This window comes from Streptomyces sp. SID11385 (assembly GCF_010548245.1).
GTDB lineage: Bacteria > Actinomycetota > Actinomycetes > Streptomycetales > Streptomycetaceae > Streptomyces.
In genome coordinates this window covers 1-24,162 of sequence record NZ_JAAGLR010000461.1, presented here as the reverse complement: position 1 = coordinate 24,162, position 24,162 = coordinate 1, and the positions used below count along the sequence as shown (strand labels likewise).

Genomic DNA, 24,162 nt, shown 5'->3' with positions numbered 1-24,162 from the left:
ACGCCGCTCTACGGCCTCGCCGCCGCGTACTCACCGCCCGAGGCGCCCGGCAGCGCCCGTACCGCGTCGCGCGGCGCCCGTGGCCGGGGTGCGGACCGGACGCGTCGCACCCGTACTCCCGCCCGCGACACCAGGCGTCCGCGCGCGCCGCGTTCGCTCGGGCGGACGCTGCTCGTCGCAGTGTTCGTGCTGCTCGCGGGCACGATCGTGTACGCCATGGTCTTCCTCCCGAAGGCCGACGAGAGCGACCAGGCACGGACGGGCACCGAGCTGAGCCACGCGCCGGGCTCCCTGGAGAAGCCCGCGCCCACCTCCGCGCCGCCCGCCTCCTCGCCCGCCGCCTCGCCCGAGGAGAAGCCCGGGGACGAGCCGACCGCGAAGGAGAAGAAGCCCTCCGGGCCCAAGCTTCCCGCCGGTTTCGTCCTCTACAAGGACCCGGCCGGTTTCCAGCTCGCCGTGCCCAAGGGCTGGGCCCGGCACGCGCGCAACCCGCAGGGGCAGGTGCGGTGGACGCGGGGCAGCTACGAGCTGATCGTCGTCCCCGGGCGCGACTCGGTGACCGAGTTCGGCAACGACCTGCTGCGCTACCAGCGCGAGTCCGAGCCCGAGACGCGGCCCTTCCGCGAGTCGAGCTGGGTCACGTCGACCGGGATGCGCGAGATCGAGGAGGGCGGGCGGAAGATGGCGGAGGGGCAGTTCACCTGGCCGGGCGACGACGGTGACATCTTCGCCAGGAACATGGTCATGGCCGTCGACGGCAAGTACCACGTCCTCCAGATCCGCGGCCTCGACGCGAACCGCGACGATGTGAGCCGCTACTACGAGCAGGCCCTCGCCACGTACCAGGTGAAGTGAGGGGGCGGGGCGCCTCGGGGGAGTTGGGCGCCGGGCGCGGTGCCGGGTGTCGGGCATCGGCGCAGGGCGCCGGATGTCGGGCGAAGGGCATCGGACATCGGACATCGGGTGCCGGGGTGTCTCGCCGGCCGTCGGGCACCGAACGCGCGGGCCGGGAACTTCCGTACGCTCTCGCGCGTTGGTGGCCCCAGGGGGACGAACACGCATGTAAGGGACACCCCTAGGTGATTCCCCCCACCCCGCCACCACCCACTGGCAGAATCGTGGAAGCCCCGTGGAAAGTGTTACCGGCGGGTACCCAAGACCGGCCCGAAGTCGTACGCTCACGCCCATGACGGACACGCACGCCTCGGCGGCACCCACCGGCCCCGCACCGCAGGCCATCGGTACGAACCCCCAGGCCCCCGTACCCGAGGGCGTCCGCACGGCGGCCGACGTGGTCACCCCCGAGGTGCTCGCGCGGCTGCTCAAGGGCATCGGCGGCTCGGGACGTACCGCGAACCACACGCCGTTCGGCGGCGGCGTGCTCGCCGAGCTGCCCGAGGCGCGCCCCGAGGACGTCGAAGCCGCCTTCGCGCGCGCTCGCGCCGCGCAGGCCGCGTGGGCCGCGACGCCCGTCCGCGCACGCGCCGTCGTCCTGCTCCGTTTCCACGACCTCGTCCTCCAGCGCCAGGCCGAGATCCTCGACCTCGTCCAGCTGGAGACCGGCAAGGCGCGGCTGCACGCGCACGAGGAGCTGCAAGCCGTCGCGATGGCCGCGCGCCACTACGGCCTCAAGGCCCCCGCCTACCTCAAGCCGAAGCACCACCTCGGCGCCGTGCCGACCCTCACACGCGTCACCGAACAGCGCGTCCCGCGCGGGGTCGTGGGCCAGATCGCCCCGTGGAACTACCCCTTCGAGCTGTCGGTCGGCGACGCGCTGCCCGCTTTCGTCGCGGGCAACGCGGTCGTCATGAAGCCCGACACGGAGACCGCGCTGAGCGCCCTGTGGGCCCGCGAACTCCTCATCGAGGCGGGGCTGCCCGCCGACGCCTTCCAGATCGTGCTGGGCGAGGGAGCCGCCGTCGGCCCCGAGGTCGTCTCGCGCGGCGACTACGTGTCCTTCACGGGCTCGACGCGCACGGGACGCGAGGTCGCCCGGAGCGCCGCGGAGCGGCTCGTCGGCTTCTCGCTCGAACTCGGCGGCAAGAACCCGATGTTGGTCCTGCGCGACGCCGACGTGGAGAAGGCGGCGGCCGGAGCGGTCCGCGCCTGCTTCGCCTCGGCGGGCCAACTGTGCATCTCCATCGAGCGCTTGTACGTGCACGAGTCGGTCGCCGACGCGTTCACGGAGCGCTTCGTGGCGCGCGTCAAGACCATGCGCCTCGGCACGTCGCTCTCGTACGGGGCCGACATGGGCTCCCTCGCGGGCCCGCGCCAACTCGCCGCCGTCACCGCGCACGTGGACGACGCCGTCGCGAAGGGCGCGCGCGTCCTCGCGGGCGGGGTCGCGCGGCCCGACCTCGGCCCGTACTTCTACGAGCCGACCGTCCTCGCGGACGTCGAGCCGGGCATGGCCGTGTGCGCCGACGAGACCTTCGGCCCCGTCGTCTCGCTCTACCGTTTCACCGACGAGGACGAGGCCGTCGCGCGCGCCAACTCCACGCCGTACGGCCTCAACGCGAGCGTCTGGACGAAGGACGCGAAGCGCGCCCTCGCCGTCGCCTCGCGGCTGCGCGCCGGGACCGTCAACGTCAACGAGGGGTACGCGCCCGCCTACGGCAGCGTGCGCGCCCCGATGGGCGGCATGAAGGAGTCCGGGATCGGCCGCAGGCACGGCTCAGAGGGGCTGTTGAAATACACCGAGCCCCAAACCATCGCGCAACAGCGCCTGTTGCCCATGGGGCCGTCCCTCGGCATGGACGACGCCGCCTACGCGGCCTTCATGAGCCGCAGCCTGAAGGTGATGAAGGCACTGCGCCTGCGCTGAGCACCCCAACCACCGTTCCACCAGCGGCTTTCGACGAGGAGGGTCCATGTCAGGGGAGAACTCCGCCCAGCAACGGAACGCGGACGCGAAGCACGACGGGGACAGTCCTGGCTCCGGCCCCGGCCCCGGCTCCGGCCCCGGTTACGACTACGACGTCCTCGTCATCGGCTCCGGCTTCGGTGGTGCGGTCAGCGCGCTGCGGCTCACCGAGAAGGGCTACCGGGTGGGCGTCCTGGAAGCGGGCCGCCGCTTCACCCGCGACGAACTGCCGCGCACCTCATGGGACATGAAGAACTACCTGTGGGCGCCCGCGCTCGGCCTCTACGGCATCCAGCGCATCCATCTGCTCGGCAACGTCATGGTCCTCGCGGGCGCCGGGGTCGGCGGCGGCTCCCTCAACTACGCGAACACCCTCTACGTACCGCCGCGCGCCTTCTTCGAGGACCCGCAGTGGAAGGAGATCACCGACTGGGCGGGCGAGTTGAAGCCGTACTACGCGCAGGCGCAGCGGATGCTCGGGGTGCGCCTCAACCCGACCGTCACGCCCTCGGACGTGCACCTGAAGAACGCGGCCGAGGCGATGGGCGTCGGCGACTCCTTCCATCTCGCCCCGGTCGGCGTCTACTTCGGGGACGGCGAGGACGGCGACGGCAGCCGTCGGGCCGCGCCCGGCGCCGAGGTGCCCGACCCGTACTTCGGCGGCGAGGGGCCCTCGCGGCGCGCGTGCACCGAGTGCGGCGAGTGCATGACGGGCTGCCGCCACGGCGCCAAGAACACCCTCAACGAGAACTACCTCCACCTCGCCGAGAAGAACGGCGCCGTGATCCACCCGCTCACCACCGTGCGCACCCTCACCGAGGACTCGCGCGGCGGCTTCGCGGTCGGCACGCTGCCCACCGACAAGCCCCGCAAGGGCGCCCACCGCGTCTACACCGCCCGCCACGTCGTCCTCGCGGCCGGCACGTACGGCACCCAGACCCTCCTGCACCGCATGCGGGACAGCGGCCTCCTGCCCCGCACCTCCGCCCGGCTCGGCACCCTCACGCGGACCAACTCCGAAGCGCTCGTCGGCGCCCAGACCACCCCGCGCCGCTACCGCGCCGCCCACGGCGCCGAACCCGACTTCACGCGCGGCGTCGCCATCACCTCGTCCATCCACCCGGACGCCAACACCCATATCGAGCCGGTCCGTTACGGCCGCAGGTCGAACGCCATGGGCGGGCTCACGATCCTCCAGGTGCCCTACGCCGAGAAGCTGCCCCGCGCGCTCGGCTGGCTCCTCAACACGGTCAAACACCCCGTCCTGACCGGCCGTTCGCTCTCCAACCGCCGCTGGTCCGAGCGCACCATCATCGGCCTTGTGATGCAGTCGCTCGACAACTCCCTGACGACGTACCGCCGTCCGCGCGGCCCCGGCAAGGGACTGCTCACCGCGCGGCAGGGCCACGGCGCTCCGAACCCCACGCAGATCCGTGCCGCGACCGAGGCCGCCACGCTCCTGGCCCGCGACATCAACGGCTTCGCGGGCAGCAACGTCGGCGAGCTGATGGGCACCCCGCTCACCGCACACTTCCTCGGCGGCTGCCCCATCGGCGCCGACCCGGACCACGGCGTCATCGACCCCTACCACCGCCTCTACGGGCACCCGGGGATCTCCGTCGTGGACGGCTCGGCGGTCTCCGCGAACCTCGGCGTCAACCCGTCCCTCACGATCACCGCGCAGGCCGAACGCGCGATGTCCCTGTGGCCCAACAAGGACGAGCCCGACCCGCGCCCCGCCCAGGGTGCCCCCTACGAACGCCTCACCCCCGTCGCCCCGCACACCCCGGCCGTCCCCGCGGACGCCTTCGGGGCGCTGCGACTGCCGTTCCTGGGCATGCCGAAGGTGCGGGAAGGGGCGACGGATGGGGCGGCGGTACGGGACGAGGCGCCCATGCGGGGCGACGCGCCCGTACGCGACGAGACGGCCTGAGCCGAGGCGGGCTCGTGGCGAAGGTCACGGCGGCGCTGTGAGATCCGCCACGCCACGGGCCCCCGCGCCCGGAATCCGCGTGCGGACAGCGGAAGACCCCGCGGCGGGCGGGGTGCCACGGGGTCTTCGCCTGCGGTGCCGCCAGGGCGGTGGCGGCACCGGGGGAGCGGCGCCGAGGGGGGGATACGGCGTCGCTGGTCTGGAATTGTCCGGAGGTCCGCGAGGGGCATCCGGTACTCAAGTATGCGCTGTCGGCACGGGACGGTGCCGACCGGGACGTACGAGACCTTAACGGTCCCCTCGCGGGGAGTCGTCGAGGCCCGCCGTGTGCGACCGGTCCCGGGCGTCCCCGGAACCGGCCGCCGCGTGACCGGGCCGGCTGTCCCCTGCCGTCCGGTCACCGCGCTGAAGCGAGGTCCCACGACGTACCGCACGAGGCGGACGTCTCATCGCTCCAGCGAAGCCACGCGTGGTGTTGCGGTCCCGCACCTGGCCGATGCGGTCAACGGGACAACGACGCCCACGGCCGACTGGTCACGCACCGGTGAGGGCCAGTTCGCCAGTTCCCACGCCGAGGGTGGCGCGGCCGCCGCGCCTGGGGCCGGTCCGCGGTTCCGGCCCGTCCGCGCCTCAGGCCCGTCCCCGGCTCAGTTCCAGCAGCGTCATCGCCAGCGCCGTGCCCTGCTTGCCGAGCGCGTCGCGGTAGTGGCTCAGGACCTCCATCTCGCGCGACAGGTTCACCCGCCGCCCGCCCGCCTCCACGCGCGCCTTCTGCACGACGGCCGAGACGGCGGAGCGCTCCTGGATGAGCCCGATGATGCGGTCGTCGATCGCGTCGATCCGCCCGCGCGCGTCGGTGATCATCCGCTCGTGCTCGGGGATGGACCCGGTCGGCGCGGTGGACCGCTTGCGCGCCCAGCCCTGCGGCGTGGCGGGGGTGGCGGAAACGGCGGGGACGTCGGGGACGGCGGCGGTGCCGGGGGTGGCGTCGCCGGCGGCTGTGTCCGTACCGGCCGTATCGGTCGTCGTCGTCTCGGGGAGGCTGGTCATGGCAGGTGGCTCCTTCGGTGCCGGGGCGGGTGGGCCCCTGGGTGCGGGGGACGGGTCGTCCGTGTCGTCTGGTCGGGGTCGGTCGGGTGAAGGGCCCCGGGGCGACCAGGTCCGGAAACGCAGAACGCCCCGGGCCTTGTCGGCCCGGGGCGCCTGGTTACGTCGCTGTGCTCAAGCAGCACGACCATGGCAGCCGGCGGGCCGGATGCCATACGTAAAGAAGACGTTGTGGTGCGTGATCACGGAGCCAGTATCCCCCTCCTACCCGGCCCCCCGGAACGCGGGGTCCGGCACCCGCCTGATCTGCGGCGGAATGGGTGACATCCGTCCCCCGTTAGACTCAGTGACGAGGCACCGTGCCGTCCGGGCGGACCCGGCAGGCCCGCCCCGGGCGCCGCCCGGGACCCGTACCCCGTGCACCGGCGCCTTGTCCCGACTCCGCATCCCCGCCGGAAGGCCGCCGCAGTGCCCGTGTCCCCCGCGTCCGACGCCGCCCCCGACACCGTTCTGGTCGTCGACTTCGGCGCCCAGTACGCCCAGCTCATCGCCCGCAGGGTCCGCGAGGCCCGGGTCTTCAGCGAGATCGTCCCGAGCGACATGCCCGTCGCCGAGATGCTCGCGAAGAACCCGGCCGCGATCATCCTCTCCGGCGGCCCCTCCTCCGTCTACGCCGAGGGCGCGCCCTCGCTGGACGCCTCGCTCTTCGAGGCCGGCGTCCCGGTCTTCGGCATGTGCTACGGCTTCCAGCTCATGGCCACGGCGCTCGGCGGCACCGTCGACAACTCGGGTGCGCGCGAGTACGGCCGTACGGAGCTGAACGTCAGCAAGGCCGCGTCGACCCTCTTCGAGGGCACGCCCGAGGAGCAGCAGGTCTGGATGTCGCACGGCGACGCCTGCTCCGCCGCCCCGGCCGGCTTCGACGTGACGGCCTCGACCTCGGTCGTCCCCGTCGCCGCCTTCGAGAACGACGAGAAGAAGCTCTACGGCGTCCAGTACCACCCCGAGGTGATGCACTCCACCCACGGCCAGCAGGTCCTGGAGCACTTCCTCTACCGCGGCGCCGGCATCGAGCCGAACTGGACGACCGGCAACGTCATCGAGGAGCAGGTCGAGGAGATCCGCGCCCGCGTCGGCACGAAGCGCGCGATCTGCGGCCTGTCCGGCGGCGTCGACTCGGCCGTCGCGGCGGCGCTCGTGCAGCGCGCGATCGGCTCGCAGCTCACCTGCGTGTACGTCGACCACGGCCTCATGCGCAAGGGCGAGACGGAGCAGGTCGAGAAGGACTTCGTCGCGGCGACCGGCGTCCAGCTCAAGGTCGTCGACGCCTCCGAGCGCTTCCTGGACGCGCTCGCCGGGGTGAGCGACCCGGAGCAGAAGCGGAAGATCATCGGACGCGAGTTCATCCGCGTCTTCGAGCAGGCGCAGGCCGAGATCGTCGCGGAGAACGCGGCGGACGGCGCCGACGTCGCCTTCCTCGTGCAGGGCACCCTCTACCCGGACGTCGTCGAGTCGGGCGGCGGTACGGGCACGGCGAACATCAAGTCCCACCACAACGTGGGCGGCCTCCCCGAGGACCTGGAGTTCGAGCTGATCGAGCCGCTCCGCAAGCTCTTCAAGGACGAGGTCCGCGCGGTCGGCCAGGAGCTGGGCCTGCCCGAGGAGATCGTCCAGCGCCAGCCCTTCCCGGGCCCGGGGCTCGGCATCCGCATCGTCGGCGACGTCACGCGCGAGCGCCTCGACCTGCTGCGCGAGGCCGACGCGATCGCCCGCGAGGAACTGACGGCCGCGGGTCTGGACCGGCAGATCTGGCAGTGCCCCGTCGTCCTCCTCGCGGACGTCCGCAGCGTCGGCGTCCAGGGCGACGGCCGCACGTACGGCCACCCGATCGTGCTGCGCCCGGTCTCCTCCGAGGACGCGATGACCGCCGACTGGTCCCGCCTCCCCTACGAGACCCTCGAACGCATCTCGACCCGCATCACCAACGAGGTCGCCGACGTCAACCGCGTCGTCCTCGACGTCACGAGCAAGCCGCCGGGGACGATCGAGTGGGAGTGAATCCCTGATCGCCGGAGGGGCTGATTCTTCGCCCCTCCGGCGATTGAGCGGGGTGCGGGGCGGAGCCCCACGCACACCCGCGGCCGGCCGGCTACCGGGCGGACTACCGCCCGAAGTCCGCCCCGAACCGCGCCCCCTCGTTCCCCGTACGTCCCAGGTCCCCCGGGTTCACGGCCCGGGCGCCGCTCGCCGCCCCCTTCGGCAGCACCCACGCCGCCCCCGAGTCCTCGGCGTCCGTGTCCTCACCGGGCGCCCCGACGACGAGCGAGGTCCGCCCGTCCCCCTCGATGTCCCGCAGGGAGACCACCGAGCCGAACCCGTCCCCCGCCTCGGACACCCCGGGCACCCCCTTCGTGTCCTGGTTGACCGCCGTCGCGCCCTCCCCGGTGAGCCCCTTCCAGGAGCCCTTGAGGAGCACCACGGACCCCGCGTCGGCCAGGTTCCCGCCGTCCCGCTTCAGCGCCTCGCCCGGCACCCCCACCGCGACGTCCGCGCAGCCGTCGCCGTCCACGTCCCCCACCGCGAGCGAGGCGCCGAACGCGTCGCCGTCCTCGTTGACGCCGGGCACGCCCTTCGTGTTCTGCGTGATCGTGCTGACCGGCTTCCCGGGCCCCGTCCCGGACCCGTACAGCACCTGCACGGTCCCGTGGTCGAAGTCCAGCTCCTCGACCAGCCCGTCCGGCACGGCCCGGATGACGAGGTCGTCGACGCCGTCCCCGTCCACGTCCCCCGCGGCCATCGCGCCGGCGATCGCGAGCTCGCGCGAGGTGGTGCCGAGGCCCTTCGCGCTGCCGGTCCACAGCTGGCTCGGGTGGCCGGCCTCCTCGAACGAGTGCTCGGTGACGACATCGGCCCTGCCGTCGCCGTTGAAGTCGCCCGAGACGATCTCGTCGGGCGCGAACGTCTCCCCCGTGTCGAGCTTCGCCGTACGTGCCGGGGACCCGTCCCGCTTCAGCGGCCCGTACGCGACGCCCAGCCGCACGTCGCCGGGCCCCTCGGGGCCCGCGGCGATCAGGTCCACGTGCCCGTCCCCGTCGAAGTCGCCCGCCGTGAGCCCGGAATCGAGAGTGGCGCCCTTCACCGCGGTGGGCTCGGCCGCGTAACCGGAATCCGTGCCCCAGTACACCGCCACGCCCCCGCCGTCCTCCTGGTCCCGCTGCACGGCGAGATCCTTGAGCCCGTCGCCGTCCAGGTCACGTACGACGGGCCGCGCGCCCGGCAGCTCGCGGTGCCGCCCCGGGTCGCCCTTCGTCAGCACGCTCACGTAGTCGCCGCCCGGCGCCGTGACAACGATGTCCGCCGGGAGCGCGGAGGCCGCCTTCGGCGCCGCCCCGGCCGCCGGGGCGAGCACCAGCGGAGCCGTGAGCAGCGCGGCGACGGAGGCGCAGCGCAGGGCGAAAGTGAGCCGGACGGACATGGGTTCCTCCAGGAGCGAGGCGGTGTCCCGCGGGTGCGGGGTGGGCCGTACGTACTTTCAGATGCGCGCCGGACGCCAGAAGTTGGGGAGGAAATGTGCCTCTTGGGTGGTGTTCGGGTGACGCGGGGGGCGCGCGGCACTTCGCGTGCGCCCGGTGGTGTTGCCCGGACCCGGCCCCGGGAGGGCTCCGCCGTCCCACGTAAGGCACAATTCCCGTACATCACAGCAGAGTTCGGCGCACCCGCCAGGCGGCGGGACGGGGGGCCCGTGGCCGCGTACCGGCGGGGGCTCGCGAGTAGGGACGGGGACGGGCCGGTGGCCGTACAGCAGGACACGAGCCGGGAGCGGCACGAGGGCGGCTGCACCTGTGCGGACTGCCCCGCGGGCGCCCGCAACGGGCACCAGCGCGCGGTCGCCGCGTTCGTCCGGCGGCGCGAGGAACTCGCGGACGGCAGGGGCCTCCCGGCCGCCGTCGCGCACTCCGCGGGCGCGAGCCGCCAGTGGGTCTCCGACGAACTCGCCGAGTCCGCGCGCCTCGTCGCCGAACGAGGCCGGAGCGAAGCCCTCTCCTGGCTCCACCGGCTGCGCCCCGCGACCCTCGTCGCCCTCGGCGCGATCCTCCTCGTCCTGCTGCTCGTGCAGGGACTCACCGCGCTCGGCGCCGGGTGGACCACCGCCCGCAGCGCGGGTCTCGTCGCCGCCGTCCTCCTCGCCGCCCTCCTCGCCGTCGCCGCCCACTTCCACCGCGCGCGCGGCGGCGTCCTCGCGCCCGTCGTCGGCGAGGACCAGCGCCTGTCCACCTCGCGCACCGTTGCCGCCTGCTGGATCGTCTTCAGTGTGTACGCGGTCCTCGTCCTCGCGGGCGAACTCGCCGGCGCCTCCGGCCACGACCGCCGCGCGGAACTCCTGGACGGACTCGAACTCGGACGCGGAGTCGGCCTGTTGACGGTCCTGGCGGCGAGCTGCGCGGTCGCCGTGCTCGTGCACTACACGGTGGGGGTACGGGTACGGGGGCGGCGCCTCCAGAAGGTGCGCGCCGACCGGCCGCGCGCCGCCGACCTCCTCACCGACGACTCCGGGCACGGCAGCTTCACCGACAGCCAGTACGTGCTCGTGCACGCCGCCGCGCTCGTCTTCTGCGCCGTCCGGCTCGCCCGCCGCCCCGAACAACTCCCCGATCTGCCCTGGGCGCTCGCCGTCCTCGCCCTCGTCTCCGCCGCCACCTACCTCGCGGGCAAGGCCACCGAGGGCGGCGGCCCCGTCATCCACTCCGTCGTCCGCACGCGCGAGGCCGGCGACCTGGACGCGCCGATCCGTACCGGCGACGACATCGAGATCCGCGGCGCCGGCTTCCTCCCGGCGGGCGCCGAGACCCCGCAGGCCCTCGTCCGCATGGCGGTCCGTATCGGCCAGGTCCAGGTGCACGTCCCGCTCATCCCGGTCCCGGGCGGCTTCACCAACCCGACCGACACCCTCCTCACCGTTCCCATCCCCGCCGAGGTCGAGCCGGGGCGCGTCACCGTTCAGGTCATCACGGCGGCGGGCGTGGAGAGCAACGAGGCGGGCATGGGCCTGGTGGACTGACGACCCCCCGCGCACGGGCGGTAACCGGAACTCCGGTCCTGGCGCGGGTCAAGTTGTTGCGTACGACGGCGATTCGGACACAAGACGAACGCCGAACTCCCGCAAGGGAGTTACGCTCAGTGGCGTGAACGCCGACACGGACCACGCCCTCCTGGAGTGGCGCGCCAACACCAGCACGAACGCCGCGACCTTCCCCATCCGCCTGCGCGCGACCACGAGCCCCGGCACCTGGGACGCGACCCTCACCGCACCGGACGAGGACACGGCAGAGATCCTCACCTTCCTCCTGGACACGGACCCCTGGTTCACCCTGCTCCGCCCCGACTCCCCGCCGACCGAGGCCAGAGTCACGTCCTTCGACGGCGTCGACGGTGTGCGTCTGACGACGGGGGGAGGTGGGGGGTGAGATGAGGTGGGGGTGGAGGTGAGATGGGGCGGGCTGGGGGGTGAGGCGGGGGCCGGAGCCGGAGCCAGGGTCGGAACCGGGGTCGGGTCTGCGTCCGGCTTGCGTCATGGGCCGGGCTGGGCGGCGGTGTTGGCGGTCGGGGGGCGGTGTGCCGATGACGGATGGTGCGGGGTGAGGTGGCGGTGCGAGTCGCCCGGCGTGGCGACCGCTCCTGATGTCCCGGCACCGGGTCCGTGGGCGGCCCGGAGCGGTGGAGCCGCCCAGGCTGGTGGACGCGGGAGGCGGACGGTGGCCCCCGCAGGGCCTGATCGCGGCCGCCGATTCCGGCGTCGGTGATTCCCGCGGCGGTCAACCGCTCACGACAATAGGGAACATGACTGCCTCCTCCTCCGGCTGGACGACCGTGGCACGGCTCGACGCGCGACGGGTGGTGGACGCCCTCCGCACGCGGGGAACACGGCTCGTGGTGGAGGGGCCCTGCCCGGGCGGACAGGTCGGGGCGGCCTACGTGCGGTGGGAGGAGGACGGACGACGCGGCGTGCTGAAATGGCGACCGGGCACTTCCGTCACCGCGGCACGGACCGGAGCGCTCGCCGTCGTCGAGGCACTGCGGCACACCGGGTACCCCGCGCCCGCCACCGACCTCGTCGCCCAGCTCGGCGACGCCGTCGTCACCGTGCAGGAACTCCTCCCCGGCACGAGCCCCGACCCCCTCACCCCCGCGCACCTCGACCAACTGCTGCGCCTCAACCACTCCCAAGCAGACCTCCTCGCCGCCCATCCCCGGATTCCCGCCGCCGCCCTCCACCTGCGCGACGACGGCCCCGGCTTCTGCCTCCACGAACCACTGCGCCACCACAGCCCCCGCACCGCCGCGCTCGAACGCCGGATCTCCGCCCTCGCCGACCGCTACCCGCCCTCGCTTCCCGGGAACGACGCCGTCCACTACGACTTCCACCCCGGCAACCTCCTGACCACGGGCCCGGACATCACCGGCGTCATCGACTGGGACGGCGCCGCACGCGGCGACCGCCACTTCGACCTCGTCACCCTCCGCTTCGGCCTCCATGCCGCGAACGCCTCCCCCGCCGTCACCGACCGCCTCGACGCCCTCCTCGCCACCCTCCCCGACCGCATCCTTACCCCCGCCTGGGCCCACATGAGCCTCCGCCTGACCGACTGGACCATCCGCCACCCCACCCCCTCCGGCCCCACCCCCACCTCCTGGCTCGACCTGGCCGACCGCTACGTCCCCTGACACCCCACGTGCCCCCACACACCGGGGCACCCTTGCTGGGGGCTGGGGGCTGGGGGCTGGGGGCTGGGGGCTGGGGGCTGGGGGCTGGGGGCCGGTAGGTGGCAGGTGGGAGCGCCGCCCCGTGTGGTTGCGCGGCGCGGTCGCGCTCCGCCTCGGCCCCTCGGCCCCTGACTTCGCGCCCGGTCAGGCCCGCTGCCGGCTGGCCCCGCCCGGCCCGTCGCCCGGTCGACTTGCCCGGTCGCCCGGTCTTACCTTCTTGGCAGGTTCGGACCGGTCATTCCTGGGATCGGCGGAGGCCGCCCGGAGCCCCGCGACGACTCGACAACCCACGGGAAGCCGCGACTCGATCGCTCCGCAGGACAACGTTGGCGAGATCATCTCCGGGACCAGAATGACGACGAGGTGGCGGAAGGGAACGTGCCCGAGATCCGGGCCCGACTGGACAGCGGCACGTAGCACCACCACGCCGTGGTGATCGACGCCCACGGCCTCCGCCCCGCCCGGTCGGGAGTTCCCCAGGGGTGCGTAGGGTCGAACGTGGTGGGCTGCGGGGTGTGAGGTTCCGGCGGTCACCGCTCCGTTTCCTCCCGTGTCCCCCGAAAGGCGGCGAACCGATGACCTCCGGTACTCCCCTCCTCCCGTCCGGCCCCGGTGGCGGGGTGGGCAACCTGCCGGACGGCGGCCTGCGGGCGCGGCTCGGGCGGTACTCCCTGCTTCCGCTGCGGGTGTTCCTCGGCGTCACCTTCGTCTACGCCGGTATCGACAAGCTCACCGACAGTGCCTTCCTCTCCTCTTCCGGGAACGGTTCGCTCGGGGACCTCCTGCGGTCCGTGAAGGGGAGCGCCGGCGTCCCGGCTCTCGTGGATCTCGCCCTGCACAGCCCGGTCGGCTTCGGATACGCGCTCGCCATCGGGGAACTCCTCGTCGGTCTCGGCACCCTCCTCGGCGTCTTCGGCCGCGTCGCCGCTCTCGGTGGCGCGGTGATCTCGCTCTGTCTGTGGCTCACGGTGAGCTGGTCGGCCACGCCGTACTACTACGGCAACGACCTCGTCTACCTCATGGCCTGGCTCCCGCTTCTGCTCGCCGGGGCCCCGTACCTCTCCTTCGACTCCTTCCGTTCCGGGCGCCGCAGGGCCGTCTTCCGCCACGGCGGCTTCGGCAACACCTGGAAGCGTTGAGCCGTCACCGCGTTCGGCCCGCCGGTGGTGGGTCGTCCGCCGGGTCCGCGCGGCGCCGTCGGGCGCGACGTACTCCGTACCCGAGCAGGCCCGCCACCGCCGCGAGGACCAGCGCGCCGCCGGCCAGCGGCAGCACCGTCCACCACGGGATGCCGTCGTTGCCCGCGAGGTCCGAGAGGTAGAGCGCGGCGGCGAGCAGGAACGCCAGGCCCAGGACGAGCCGCCCGGCGCGGAATTCAGTGCGCACGGTCCACCACCAGCTCGCCCAGTTCCAGCCGTGTCCGCAGGATGAGTGTCCCCTCGCGCGGGGCGCCCTTGCGTGCGGGGAGTGTGCGGGTCCGTTGCTCATCGACGGCGCCGTGGACGCGGTCCCTCGCGTAGTCCGGCAGGCGCAGGCCGCCGAAGCCGATGTCGGAGCGCAGCTCCACCCTCGTCCCCGCGGGGACGAGCACTTCGAGCCGGCCCGCCTTCACCTCGATGTCGGTCCGCACTGTGTCGTCCTTCCCGAAGGGCACGTCCCGCAGGTCGAGCGAGGCTGTGCCTGTTCCCACGCGGTACTCGGGACGGACCGCGGCGACCGAGGTCGGCCGCCAGTCCGCCGTCTGCCACTCCGCCGTGATGTCCTTCGGGAGCGCCGCCGAGGCGGCGAGTAGCCCACAGGTGATCAGGGCGAGAACGATCGTGCCGCCCCCGATCCGTCCCACGAAGGCGCCCACCGCGAGACCGGTCCCGAATGCCGCGAGAGCCAGCGACAGCCCGAGCACGAGGCTCGACCTCAGCGGTTCGCTCTCCCACGTCGATGCCGCTCCCGCGACCCCCGCGATGAGCGCGGCCAGGAACGTCCAGCCCCCGATCCCGTACCGCCGCGCACGCGAGCCGCCGTCGTCGGGCCCCTCCGTGGGCACGGGCCCGGCTGGTCCCTCGCGGCGGTCCCCGCCCGCCCGCTGCGTCTCCGTATCGCTCGTCGCCGTCGCGCCGTCCTTCGTGAGCGAGACGTACACCTCGGGGTCGTACTCGGGAGGCCCCCACAGGTACACGCGCGCGGCGAGTGCCTCTTCCGCGGGGGTCGGTCCCTGCTCGCGCCACCATGACGGCGCCATGCGCACCGGCGGGGCCTTCGTCTCCGGTGGCGCGTCCGCCGCGACACCCTCGGCCGGGGCATCGTGCCCGGCCGTGCCCTCGCGTCGCCGCGACCAGTACCCCGCGCCCGCCGTGAGGACGAGCACCAGAGCGGAGAAGAAGAGGACGTCACCGTCCCCGAGCGTCGAGAGGAAGACACCGCAGCCGACCAGGACGGAGAGCAGCGCGGCGAGCCCCGGCCCGGCGACCTGGCCGGTGAGCATCCGGCGGCCTTCGCTCTCCTCCCCGTCGTCGAAGGGGACCACGAGCCACACGACGCCGTACACGATCAGCCCGATGCCTCCCGCGACGGCCAGGACCGAGAGCACGACGCGGAAGATCACCGGGTCGACTCCGCACTGCCGGCCCAGGCCCGCGCACACGCCGCCCAGCACCTTGTGCCGGCGGTCGCGGCGGAATCCCTGCCAGAAAGGCGGTGACCCGCCCGCCTCGGTGGGCGGGGGAGGCGGCTGAGCGCCGGTCCGGAAATGCGTCATGGGTTCATGGTGGCGGCTCGGAACCCCCTCGGGCATCAGGGATCACCCTGAAAGAAACCCTGAGACGACCCTGATACGGACGCCTTCGCGGCGACACTCGACCGAAGGGCCCGGAGGGCGTCAACGCCCCTGCCCTGCAACGGAGATGGACGCCCGATAGGCGGAGCGCCGTTTTTCAGTGCTTATAGGGGAAATCTCAGGGTTGTTCTAGGGGAGAACCCTGATGGCAGGCGTGTTTTCGCGTGTGAGGATCGAAGCATGTCGGAAGCCACCTCGGTACCCAGCGCACCGGACCGGCCTCCGCGCAAGCTCTATCGCAGCGGTGAGGGTCGCCTGCTGGGGGGAGTGGCGCGGGGTCTCGCCGGACACCTCGGGCTGCCTGTCTTCTGGGTGCGCGCCGTCTTCATCGGTCTGCTCCTCGTCAACGGGCTCGGCACCCTTCTCTACGCCGCCTTCTGGTTCTTCGTCCCGCTCGGTGTCGGCGGAGTCGGCGAGCCCGGCGAAGCCGGGACGCGCGGCCGGGTTCCGTGGCGCGCCTGGGTCGCGAAGAGCACCGCACGGGACAGGGGCCAACTGATCGCCCTGCTCCTGATGCTGATCGTCGCGCTCGCCTACGCAGCGAGGACGGACATCGGGGAGACGGCGCGCGGCTATCTCGTGCCGGGGGTCCTCGTCGGCGCGGGCGTCGCGCTCGTGTGGCGGCAGGCGGACAACGCCCGGCGTGCCCGCTGGGTCGAGATCGGCAGCCGGCGTCGCACCCTCAACGTGCTGCGCGCGGCCGCGGGCGTCGTCCTCGTCGGCACGGGCGTCTCCGTGATCATCGTGCTCCAGGGCTCGGCGCAGCACCTGGGCTCGGCCTTCCAGGCGGCCCTCGCCGTCCTCGTGGGCCTCGTCCTCCTCGTCGGTCCGTACCTCATCCGAATGACACAGGACCTGTCCGAGGAACGCCTCATGCGGATCAGGGCGCAGGAACGCGCAGAGGTCGCGGCGCACGTCCACGACTCCGTCCTGCACACACTCACGCTGATCCAGCGTCACGCCGAACGACCACAGGAGGTGCGGCGGCTGGCCCGGGCCCAGGAGCGGGACCTGCGCGAGTGGTTGCGGCGTCCGGAGGGCAGCGGGCGGGACGAGGAGGAGCCGACGCGGCTCGCCGACGCCGTGCGGAAGGTGGCTGCCGAGGTGGAGGACAAGCACGGTGTGCCGCTGGAGGTCGTCATCGTCGGCGACAGCGAACTCGACGACGCGCTCTCCGCGATGATGCAGGCCGCGCGGGAGGCCATGGTCAACGCCGCCAAGTACGGTGGCGGCGGCGAGGTGCAGGTGTACGCGGAGGCGGAGGCGGGGCAGGTATTCGTCTCCGTGCGGGATCACGGTCCCGGCTTCGACCCGGAGGCGGTGCCGGCGGACCGCATGGGGGTCCGGGAGTCGGTCATCGGCCGGATGCGGCGCAACGGAGGACGGGCGACGATCCGTCCGGCGCCGGGCGGGGGAACAGTGGTGGAACTGGAAATGGAAAGGCTGCGGGATGAGTGAACCGACGGAGACGGGCCCGGGCCAGGAGGGGGACGCGGGCGTGGTGCGTGTCTTGCTCGTGGACGACCACCGGATGTTCCGTGCGGGGGTACGGGCGGAGATCGATCATCCAGGGGAGCACGGTGTCACGGTGGTCGGCGAGGCGGCCGACGCGGACGCTGCGGTGCGGGGTGTGCGTGAGCTGATGCCGGATGTGGTGCTGCTCGACGTGCATCTGCCGGGCGGCGGAGGGCTCTCGGTCCTCCAGCGGTGCGTGGACCTCGTCACGGACGTCGAGCGGCCGGTCAGGTTCCTCGCGCTGTCGGTCTCGGACGCCGCCGAGGACGTCATCGGAGTCATCCGGGCGGGCTCGCGTGGTTACGTCACCAAGGCGATCAACGGCACCGAGCTCGTCGCGGCGATCCATCGCGTGAAGGAGGGCGACGCCGTCTTCTCGCCACGGCTCGCGGGTTTCGTGCTCGACGCTTTCTCGAACAACACGGTCCCGCCCGTCGACGAGGAACTCGACAAACTCACCCAGCGTGAACGCGATGTGCTGCGGCTCATCGCGCGCGGCCACTCGTACAAGGAGATCGCCAAGGAACTGTTCATCTCGGTGAAGACGGTCGAGTCGCACGTGAGCGCGGTGCTGCGCAAGCTCCAGCTCTCCAACCGGCACGAGCTGACCCGCTGGGCCGCCGCCCGCCGCCTCGTCTGACCGCCGAAGGCCGACGCGTCGCAACGACCTGGCGGTGGACACGGGACGGCGACCGGAGCGGCTGTGGCGGGCGGCCCGTTGGACGCGCTGGACCCGCTGGGCGAGCGGCGGCGGGCTCCGCGGCATTGCACGGTGACTTGCGTGCCACGGTGGCCGGCGTGCCACGGCGACCCGCACGTGACGGTGGACGGTACGCCACGGCGAGCCGCACGCCGCGCTCGGCCAGCACGTCGCGGGGCTCGGCACGCCACGGTGCCCAGCCCGGCTCGGCCCAGTGGCCCGCACGTCCGCGAGTCCGCCAGCGGGGTCCGCGTGGCCGCCCACCCCGGTAGTCCGCCGAGCCGAGCGCACCCGCCTTCGGCGGTGCGCCCCGGCGACCCGCCACCGCCGGAGATCTCGCGAGCCCGCCAGCGTCCGGCGCCCCCAGCGTCTGACGGTCCCGCGAGGTCACGGCTGTCCCGGGCCTGTCGGACTTCGCAGCTTCCGAGTCCACCCGTCCCCGCGGGCGCCCCGGTCCCGCCCGACCCCTGCGGAGACCCCGGTCCCACTCGCCTCCTGCGGTGCCCCGATCCCGCCCGCCTCCAGCGATCCACCGAGCGCTTCCGCTTCCGCTTCCGGTGGCGCCCGAGTCCGGCCGCCTTCTGTCAGCGTCCCTAGCCCATTCACGCTCAGCGGCGGTCCGAAGCGCGCCCGCCTGTGGAGCTTCCGCGAGCCAGTCACCCCCCACCGGGACCGCTAACCCTTACCGAGTCGCCAGCCCCCCGGCGGTTCCCTGGCCTCGCCGGCTCGCCGGCTCGCCGACCTCCCGTGGCCCGAGGCCCGTCGGCCTTCCGTGGTCGCGCCGTCCGGCCGGAGTCCGGCGTCTCCGACAGCGCCGCGACTCTCCGAGCCCGCCAGCGCCTGCGGCCTTCGGGACTCCCTGAGCAGCCCGTCAGTCCTCGCGGCCCGCGCACCCGCCCCGCCGGCCCCCTTCCGCTGCCGCTGCCGCTGCCGCTGCCCGCGCTCGTGAGCGGTCTGCCCCACCCGCCCGCTGGTGATCCTTGGTGCCCGCATAGGGTCGCTGGCATGGACGTCCTCATCAATGTCTTCGTGGGCCTGCACATCATCGGGATCGGCGCGTTGCTCGGCGGGTTCCTCACGCAGATGAAGGCGATGGGCGCCGGTACGGCCCGTTTCACGCCGGCGATGCTGCACGGCGCGCTCACGATGCTCGTGACCGGGGCGGTCCTCGTCGGTCTCAACCAGGCTCAGGACTACTCGCTCAACAACACGAAGATCGGCATCAAGCTCGCGTTCCTCATCGTGATCTTGGCGCTCGTGTACGTGAAGCGCGACGACGAGCGCGTTCCGAAGCCGCTCTTCGGCGTGGTGGGCGCGCTCACCCTGGCCAACATCTTCATCGCGGTCACCTGGCACTGAGCGGGGGAGTCGGGGGCGGGGTCCCCGCGCTCGCGGGCGGCGTCCCTCGGCCGGTGGCGGGGGGCTGGTCAGGCGGGGCGGACGACTCCGTAGATCGGCATGTAGTAGATGGATTCGACGCGGACCGAGGCGCCCGGCTTGGGGGCGTGGATCATTTCGCCGTTGCCGATGTAGAGGCCGACGTGGCTGATGTCGTCGTAGAAGAAGACGAGGTCGCCGGGGACGGCGTCGTCGACGCTGACGCGGGTGCCGACCTCGACCTGGTCCCAGGTCGTGCGCGGCAGGTCGATTCCCGCGGCCTTCCAGGCGGCCTGGGTGAGTCCGGAGCAGTCGTACGAGCCGGGCCCCGTGGCGCCCCATACGTACGGCTTGCCCATCTGGGCGCGGGCGAAGGCGATCGCCTTCTCGGCCTTCGCGGTGTACGAGCCGGAAGCGGCGCCCGTGCTCGTTCCCGTCCCCGTACTCGTCGCCGAGCCGCTGTCCGTCGCGGCCGGTTCCTTCTTCGCGGCCTCGGCGGCAGCGGCCTGCTCCGCCTCGGCCTTCTTCTTCTGCCGGGCCGCCTCCTCCTGCGCCTTCTTCTTCGCCTCCGCCTCCTTGCGGCGTTCGAGTTCGGCGAGGCGGGCCTTCTCCTGGGCGGTCAGGCGGGTGAGGAGTTCGCGGGCCTGTGTGAGCTTGCCCTGGACCTCGGTCTTGCTCGTGCGCAGGTCCTGTTGCGCGGTGGTGAGCTGGTTCAGGCTCTCCTGGGCCTCGGTGCGCTTACGGGCCGTGGCGGCCTGCTGGTCGCGGAACTCACGTACCTTCGTGTGCTGGTCGGCGGCGAGGCGGTCGAGCACGTACTTCTGGTCGAAGAAGCTCTGCGGGTCGTCGGCGAGGAGCATCGTGGCGGTGCCGGCGAAGCCGCCGCTGGCGTCGCGGTACTGGGCGGCGGCGTAGCGGGCGAGGTCCTCGCGGGAGTGGTTGAGGTCCTCGGTGGAGGAGGCGAGCGCGTCGATCAGGTCGTTGGCCTCCGTGCGCTGCTTGTCGGTGCGCTCCTTGGCCGCGTTGTACTTCTGCGTGGCGGTCCCGGCCTCGCGGTAGAGGCTGTCGACCTTGCGCTGGACGTCCTCGACGGAGGGCCGGTCGGTGGCCGGATCGGCGCTCGCCTGCGGGGCGAGCAGCACGACGGAGGTGAGCGCGGCGGTCGTCACGCCGAAGCCGGTCCGGGCCAGGGCGGGGTTCGCGCGGCGCGGTTTGCGGTGTGCGGGGGCACGGCGGGCGGGGCGGGGCGCGAGGACGCGGGGGGCGGTGGTACGCGGGGGTACCACGGAAGTGGGGGGCACGCTCGACGTCACGCCGCACGCTCCTTTCGGTCGGGCAGGCGGTGGGGGCCGCGCCCGGCACGTTAGCCAAGCCGGGGGGCGCGGGGGAAGGACCGTAGGCGATATGCCCGATAGATTTTCGGCCAGCCGGCCAGCCGGCCAGCCGGCCAGCCGGCCAGCCGGCCAGCCCGCCCGCGCCACCCCGCCCGTGCCGGCCGACCCGCGCCACCCCGCCCCCGCACCGGTCCACACCCCACCCCCGCGCCCACCCCGCCCCCCGATCCCCCGTCCCGCCCCCGGTTGTCGGTGGGGCCGCCTAGACTCGGGAGGCGATGAGCAGCCTCTTTGACGACAGCTTCCTGGCGGACATGGCCTCCTCCCCGGCATCGGGCGAGGAGGAGCCCCCTCCGCCCCCCGAGGACGGGGTCCCGGCCGAGGAGATCCCGGCGGACCTGTTCGGCGGGAAGTTCGACGCGCCCCCGCCCCGGGACACCCATTACCGGGACGGCGCGCCACGCCCCGTGATCGACCCGGCGGCGCTGCTCACCGGGCTCAACCCGGAGCAGGCCGCCGCCGTCGTGCACAGCGGCTCGCCGCTGCTCATCGTCGCGGGCGCGGGCTCGGGCAAGACCCGTGTGCTCACGCACCGCATCGCGTACCTGCTCGGTCAGCGCGGTGTGCACCCGGGCGCGATCCTCGCGATCACCTTCACGAACAAGGCCGCGGGCGAAATGAAGGAGCGCGTCGAGCAGCTCGTCGGGCCGCGCGCCGGGGCGATGTGGGTGTCGACCTTCCACAGCGCGTGCGTGCGCATCCTGCGCCGCGAGTCGAAGAAACTCGGCTTCACGTCCTCCTTCTCGATCTACGACGCCGCCGACTCCAAGCGGCTCATGGCGCTCGTCTGCCGCGACCTGGACCTCGACCCCAAGCGTTACCCGCCGAAGTCGTTCACGGCGAAGATCTCGAACCTCAAGAACGAGCTGATCGACTCCGAGGCGTACGCCGACGAGGTCGCGGGCGAGGCGGCCGGGGCCTTCGAGAAGACGCTGTCGCAGGCGTACACGATGTACCAGGCGCGCCTGCGCGAGGCCAACGCGCTGGACTTCGACGACATCATCATGACGACGGTCCACCTCCTCCAGGCGTTCCCCGATGTCGCCGAGCACTACCGCCGCCGCTTCCGGCACGTCCTCGTCGACGAGTACCAGGACACCAACCACGCGCAGTACACGCTGGTCAAGGAGCTGGTCGGGCCCGCGGACGGGGGGACGGGGTACGACGGCGGCCCGGCGCCCGAGCCCGCCGAGCTGTGCGTCGTGGGTGACGCGGACCAGTCGATCTACGCGTTCCGCGGCGCCACGATCCGCAACATCCTCCAGTTCGAGGAGGACTACCCGAACGCGACGACGATCCTCCTGGAGCAGAACTACCGCTCCACGCAGACGATCCTCTCCGCCGCCAACGCCGTCATCGAGCGGAACGAGAACCGCCGCCCGAAGAACCTGTGGACCGAGGCGGGCAACGGCCCGAAGATCACCGGGTACGTCGCCGACACCGAGCACGACGAGGCGCAGTTCGTCGCCGACGAGATCGACCGGCTGACCGACGCGGGCGACGCGAAGCCGGGGGACGTCGCCGTCTTCTACCGCACGAACGCGCAGTCCCGTGTCTTCGAAGAGGTCTTCATCCGCGTCGGCCTGCCCTACAAGGTCGTCGGCGGCGTCCGCTTCTACGAGCGCCGCGAGGTCCGCGACGTCCTCGCCTACCTGCGCGTTCTCGCCAACCCGGAGGACAGCGTGCCCCTGCGCCGCATCCTCAACGTGCCCAAGCGCGGCATCGGCGAGCGCTCCGAGGCGATGATCGACGCGCTCTCGCAGCGCGAGCGGATCACGTTCCCGCAGGCGCTCAAGCGCGTCGACGAGGCGTACGGGATGGCGGCGCGCTCGGCGAACGCGATCAAGCGGTTCAACACGCTGATGGAGGAACTGCGCACGATCGTCGAATCGGGCGCGGGCCCCGCGGTCGTCCTGGAGGCCGTCCTCGAACGGACCGGCTACCTCGCCGAGTTGCAGGCGTCGACCGACCCGCAGGACGAGACCCGCATCGAGAACTTGCAGGAACTCGCCTCCGTGGCCCTGGAGTTCGAGCAGGAGCGGAGCGACGAGGAGGGTACGGGGACACTCGCGGAGTTCCTGGAGAAGGTCGCGCTCGTCGCCGACTCCGACCAGATCCCCGACGAGGAGGACGGCGACGGCGTCATCACGCTGATGACGCTGCACACCGCGAAGGGCCTCGAATTCCCCGTCGTCTTCCTCACCGGCATGGAGGACGGCGTCTTCCCGCACATGCGGGCGCTCGGGCAGGTCAAGGAGCTGGAGGAGGAACGGAGGCTCGCGTACGTGGGCATCACGCGCGCCCGCGAACGGCTCTACCTCACCCGCTCGACGCTGCGCAGCGCGTGGGGTCAGCCACAGTACAACCCGCCCTCGCGCTTCCTGGAGGAGATCCCCGCCGATCACCTGGAGTGGAAGCGGACGGGCGCGGCGCCCGCGAAGGTCGCCGCGGGTCCGGCCGCCGGGATCGCCGCCTCGCTCTCCTCCTCGCGCGCCCGGCGCGGTGCGCCCGCGTTCGCGACGCGGCGGGCGGAGGAGAAGCCGGTGGTCGCTCTCGCGATCGGGGACCGGGTCACCCATGACCAGTTCGGGCTGGGGACGGTTGTCGGGGTGAAGGGGGCAGGGAGCAACGCGGAGGCGACGGTGGACTTCGGGGGGGAGAAGCCGAAGCGGTTGCTGTTGCGGTATGCGCCGGTCGAGAAGTTGTAGCGCGGGGGTGCCATGGCGGCGGGGGTTCGTGGGGCTGCGCCCCATGCCCCGCTCCTCAATCGCCGGAGGGGCTTGAGGCAGTGCCCCGCTCCTCAATCGCCGGAGGGCCTGGTATTCGCCGCTCTACGTCGGGTCGAGGCCGTGGCTGCGGAGCCAGGGGAGGGGGTCGATCGCGGCGCCGGCGCCGGGGCGGACCTCGAAGTGCATGTGGGGGCCGGTCGAGTTGCCGGAGTTGCCCGAGTGGGCGATGACCTGGCCCGCCTTCACCGCCGTGCCGCTGGGGAGCGTCGTGCTGGAGAGGTGGCAGTACCAGGTCTGTGTGCCGTCCTTCGCGGTGAGGATCGCCATGTTCCCGTACGCGCTGTTCCACTGGCTCCGTACGGTGCCGTCGGTCGCGGCCTTGACGGGGGTGCCGTAGGCGACGGGGAAGTCGATGCCGGTGTGCTGTGACATCCAGTTGACGCCCGCCTGGCCGAAGTAGGCGCTGAGGCCGCGCTGGGTGACGGGGAGGACGAACTTGGGGCGCTCCCGCTCCTTGCGCGCGGCCTCGGCGACGGCGGCTTTGTGGTCCGCCTCCTTCTTCGCCTTGAGGTCGATGCGCTCCTGGGTGCGGCTCGCGCGGTCGGCGACGTCGTCGGCGGCGCGGGAGAGGTCGGCGAGCTGGGTGTCGAGCTTGTTGTTCGCCGCGGCGGCCTTGACGGGCGAGGACGGGGCGCTCGCCGTATTGGCGTTGGTGCTGTCGCCGCCGAAGTCGCCGACCGAGGCGGCGGCGACACCCGCGACGCCCATGACGCAGGCGGAGGGGACGGCGACGGTGAGGAGCGCCGAGCGCTTGGCGGGGCGGCGTCTGCCGCGCCCGCGCGCGGCCTCGGGCTGCTCGCCCGGCTCGTACGGAGGCGCGTCGGAGCCGACGACGGGGAGCTCGCCCGTGTCGGTATCGCCCGCCGGGGGCTCGGGGGCGTGCTCGCGCGCCTCGGCGGCGGGCGGGGTGAGGAGCGGGGTGCCGTGCGGGGGCGTGCTCAGGTCGGGG

At 72.9% G+C, this 24,162-nt stretch carries 17 protein-coding genes and 1 pseudogene; 12 read left to right on the top strand and 6 right to left on the bottom strand.

The genetic code is table 11. From position 1 onward, the window contains the following. The 3 genes and pseudogenes from G3I42_RS14200 to G3I42_RS14190 form a co-directional block, all read left to right on the top strand. Positions 1–855: pseudogene (locus G3I42_RS14200) on the top strand (serine/threonine protein kinase); the annotation flags it as partial. Positions 856–1,186: 331 nt separating this feature from the next. Then, positions 1,187–2,824: a succinic semialdehyde dehydrogenase gene (locus G3I42_RS14195; protein WP_164285944.1), complete on the top strand. Its 1,638-nt coding sequence runs from the start codon at positions 1,187–1,189 to the stop codon at positions 2,822–2,824. Positions 2,825–2,870: 46 nt separating this feature from the next. Further along, a complete protein-coding gene (locus tag G3I42_RS14190) occupies positions 2,871–4,796 on the top strand; it encodes a GMC family oxidoreductase (protein WP_203606793.1) in 1,926 nt (641 codons plus the stop codon). A gap of 630 nt (positions 4,797–5,426) precedes the next feature. On the opposite strand, the gene G3I42_RS14185 is transcribed toward G3I42_RS14190, so the two are convergent. Continuing rightward, positions 5,427–5,846 (bottom strand): chorismate mutase, encoded by a 420-nt coding sequence (locus G3I42_RS14185; RefSeq protein ID WP_164285942.1) that lies wholly within the window; start codon positions 5,844–5,846, stop codon positions 5,427–5,429. Between the two features lie 465 nt (positions 5,847–6,311). Here G3I42_RS14185 and guaA point away from each other — a divergent pair, with 465 nt between their 5' ends. After that, positions 6,312–7,901: a glutamine-hydrolyzing GMP synthase gene (gene guaA / locus G3I42_RS14180; RefSeq protein ID WP_164285940.1), complete on the top strand. Its 1,590-nt coding sequence runs from the start codon at positions 6,312–6,314 to the stop codon at positions 7,899–7,901. 103 nt (positions 7,902–8,004) lie between these two features. Here guaA and G3I42_RS14175 read toward each other — a convergent pair whose 3' ends face one another. Then, positions 8,005–9,318, bottom strand: coding sequence for an FG-GAP-like repeat-containing protein (locus tag G3I42_RS14175; protein WP_164285938.1), 1,314 nt, complete (start codon positions 9,316–9,318; stop codon positions 8,005–8,007). A 315-nt stretch (positions 9,319–9,633) separates the two neighbouring features. On the opposite strand from G3I42_RS14175, the gene G3I42_RS14170 reads away from it, so the two are divergent. The 4 genes from G3I42_RS14170 to G3I42_RS14155 all read left to right on the top strand — a co-directional run bounded on the left by G3I42_RS14170 (position 9,634) and on the right by G3I42_RS14155 (position 13,744). Continuing rightward, the gene (locus G3I42_RS14170; RefSeq protein WP_164285936.1) at positions 9,634–10,902 is read left to right on the top strand and encodes a hypothetical protein; all 1,269 of its coding nucleotides are present in this window, start codon (positions 9,634–9,636) and stop codon (positions 10,900–10,902) included. Positions 10,903–11,026: 124 nt separating this feature from the next. Then, positions 11,027–11,308 (top strand): hypothetical protein, encoded by a 282-nt coding sequence (locus G3I42_RS14165; RefSeq protein ID WP_164285934.1) that lies wholly within the window; start codon positions 11,027–11,029, stop codon positions 11,306–11,308. Between the two features lie 373 nt (positions 11,309–11,681). Then, positions 11,682–12,566 (top strand): phosphotransferase, encoded by an 885-nt coding sequence (locus tag G3I42_RS14160; protein WP_164285932.1) that lies wholly within the window; start codon positions 11,682–11,684, stop codon positions 12,564–12,566. A gap of 614 nt (positions 12,567–13,180) precedes the next feature. Then, positions 13,181–13,744: a DoxX family membrane protein gene (locus G3I42_RS14155; protein WP_164285930.1), complete on the top strand. Its 564-nt coding sequence runs from the start codon at positions 13,181–13,183 to the stop codon at positions 13,742–13,744. A gap of 4 nt (positions 13,745–13,748) precedes the next feature. Here the strand turns inward: G3I42_RS14155 and G3I42_RS14150 are convergent, their stop codons facing one another. Both G3I42_RS14150 and G3I42_RS14145 read right to left on the bottom strand, forming a co-directional pair. Continuing rightward, positions 13,749–13,991: a hypothetical protein gene (locus G3I42_RS14150; RefSeq protein ID WP_164285928.1), complete on the bottom strand. Its 243-nt coding sequence runs from the start codon at positions 13,989–13,991 to the stop codon at positions 13,749–13,751. Next, entirely contained in the window at positions 13,981–15,360 is a 1,380-nt protein-coding gene (locus G3I42_RS14145; protein ID WP_164285927.1) for a PspC domain-containing protein, read from the bottom strand. The genes G3I42_RS14150 and G3I42_RS14145 overlap by 11 nt, the downstream gene beginning before the upstream one ends. A gap of 258 nt (positions 15,361–15,618) precedes the next feature. Between G3I42_RS14145 and G3I42_RS14140 the strand changes: the two genes are divergently transcribed. The 3 genes from G3I42_RS14140 (at position 15,619) to G3I42_RS14130 (ending at position 19,012) form a co-directional block, all read left to right on the top strand. Further along, positions 15,619–16,896 (top strand): ATP-binding protein, encoded by a 1,278-nt coding sequence (locus G3I42_RS14140; RefSeq protein WP_164285925.1) that lies wholly within the window; start codon positions 15,619–15,621, stop codon positions 16,894–16,896. Next, positions 16,889–17,593 (top strand): response regulator transcription factor, encoded by a 705-nt coding sequence (locus G3I42_RS14135; RefSeq protein WP_164285923.1) that lies wholly within the window; start codon positions 16,889–16,891, stop codon positions 17,591–17,593. The genes G3I42_RS14140 and G3I42_RS14135 overlap by 8 nt, the downstream gene beginning before the upstream one ends. Before the next feature lie 1,065 nt (positions 17,594–18,658). Then, a complete protein-coding gene (locus G3I42_RS14130; RefSeq protein ID WP_164285921.1) occupies positions 18,659–19,012 on the top strand; it encodes a hypothetical protein in 354 nt (117 codons plus the stop codon). Positions 19,013–19,080: 68 nt separating this feature from the next. Here G3I42_RS14130 and G3I42_RS14125 read toward each other — a convergent pair whose 3' ends face one another. Next, entirely contained in the window at positions 19,081–20,220 is a 1,140-nt protein-coding gene (locus G3I42_RS14125; protein ID WP_203606794.1) for a C40 family peptidase, read from the bottom strand. Between the two features lie 422 nt (positions 20,221–20,642). On the opposite strand from G3I42_RS14125, the gene pcrA reads away from it, so the two are divergent. Further along, positions 20,643–23,132 carry a DNA helicase PcrA gene (gene pcrA / locus G3I42_RS14120; protein WP_164285917.1) on the top strand — a complete coding sequence of 830 codons (2,490 nt, stop codon included), beginning with the start codon at positions 20,643–20,645 and terminating at the stop codon, positions 23,130–23,132. 123 nt (positions 23,133–23,255) lie between these two features. Here the strand turns inward: pcrA and G3I42_RS14115 are convergent. Next, positions 23,256–24,162, bottom strand: a 907-nt coding sequence (locus G3I42_RS14115) for a M23 family metallopeptidase (RefSeq protein WP_164285915.1), incomplete at its 5' end; no start/stop codon positions are given.

What these genes read in the sequence shown, in the direction of transcription:
- G3I42_RS14130 (WP_164285921.1), top strand. Translation starts at nt 18,659, where the DNA reads ATGGACGTCCTCATCAATGTCTTCGTGGGCCTGCACATCATCGGGATC.
- G3I42_RS14155 (WP_164285930.1), top strand. Translation starts at nt 13,181, where the DNA reads ATGACCTCCGGTACTCCCCTCCTCCCGTCCGGCCCCGGTGGCGGGGTG.
- G3I42_RS14160 (WP_164285932.1), top strand. Translation starts at nt 11,682, where the DNA reads ATGACTGCCTCCTCCTCCGGCTGGACGACCGTGGCACGGCTCGACGCG.
- G3I42_RS14185 (WP_164285942.1), bottom strand. Translation starts at nt 5,846, where the DNA reads ATGACCAGCCTCCCCGAGACGACGACGACCGATACGGCCGGTACGGAC.
- G3I42_RS14175 (WP_164285938.1), bottom strand. Translation starts at nt 9,318, where the DNA reads ATGTCCGTCCGGCTCACTTTCGCCCTGCGCTGCGCCTCCGTCGCCGCG.
- G3I42_RS14195 (WP_164285944.1), top strand. Translation starts at nt 1,187, where the DNA reads ATGACGGACACGCACGCCTCGGCGGCACCCACCGGCCCCGCACCGCAG.
- pcrA (WP_164285917.1), top strand. Translation starts at nt 20,643, where the DNA reads ATGAGCAGCCTCTTTGACGACAGCTTCCTGGCGGACATGGCCTCCTCC.
- G3I42_RS14135 (WP_164285923.1), top strand. Translation starts at nt 16,889, where the DNA reads ATGAGTGAACCGACGGAGACGGGCCCGGGCCAGGAGGGGGACGCGGGC.
- G3I42_RS14140 (WP_164285925.1), top strand. Translation starts at nt 15,619, where the DNA reads ATGTCGGAAGCCACCTCGGTACCCAGCGCACCGGACCGGCCTCCGCGC.
- G3I42_RS14190 (WP_203606793.1), top strand. Translation starts at nt 2,871, where the DNA reads ATGTCAGGGGAGAACTCCGCCCAGCAACGGAACGCGGACGCGAAGCAC.
- G3I42_RS14145 (WP_164285927.1), bottom strand. Translation starts at nt 15,360, where the DNA reads ATGACGCATTTCCGGACCGGCGCTCAGCCGCCTCCCCCGCCCACCGAG.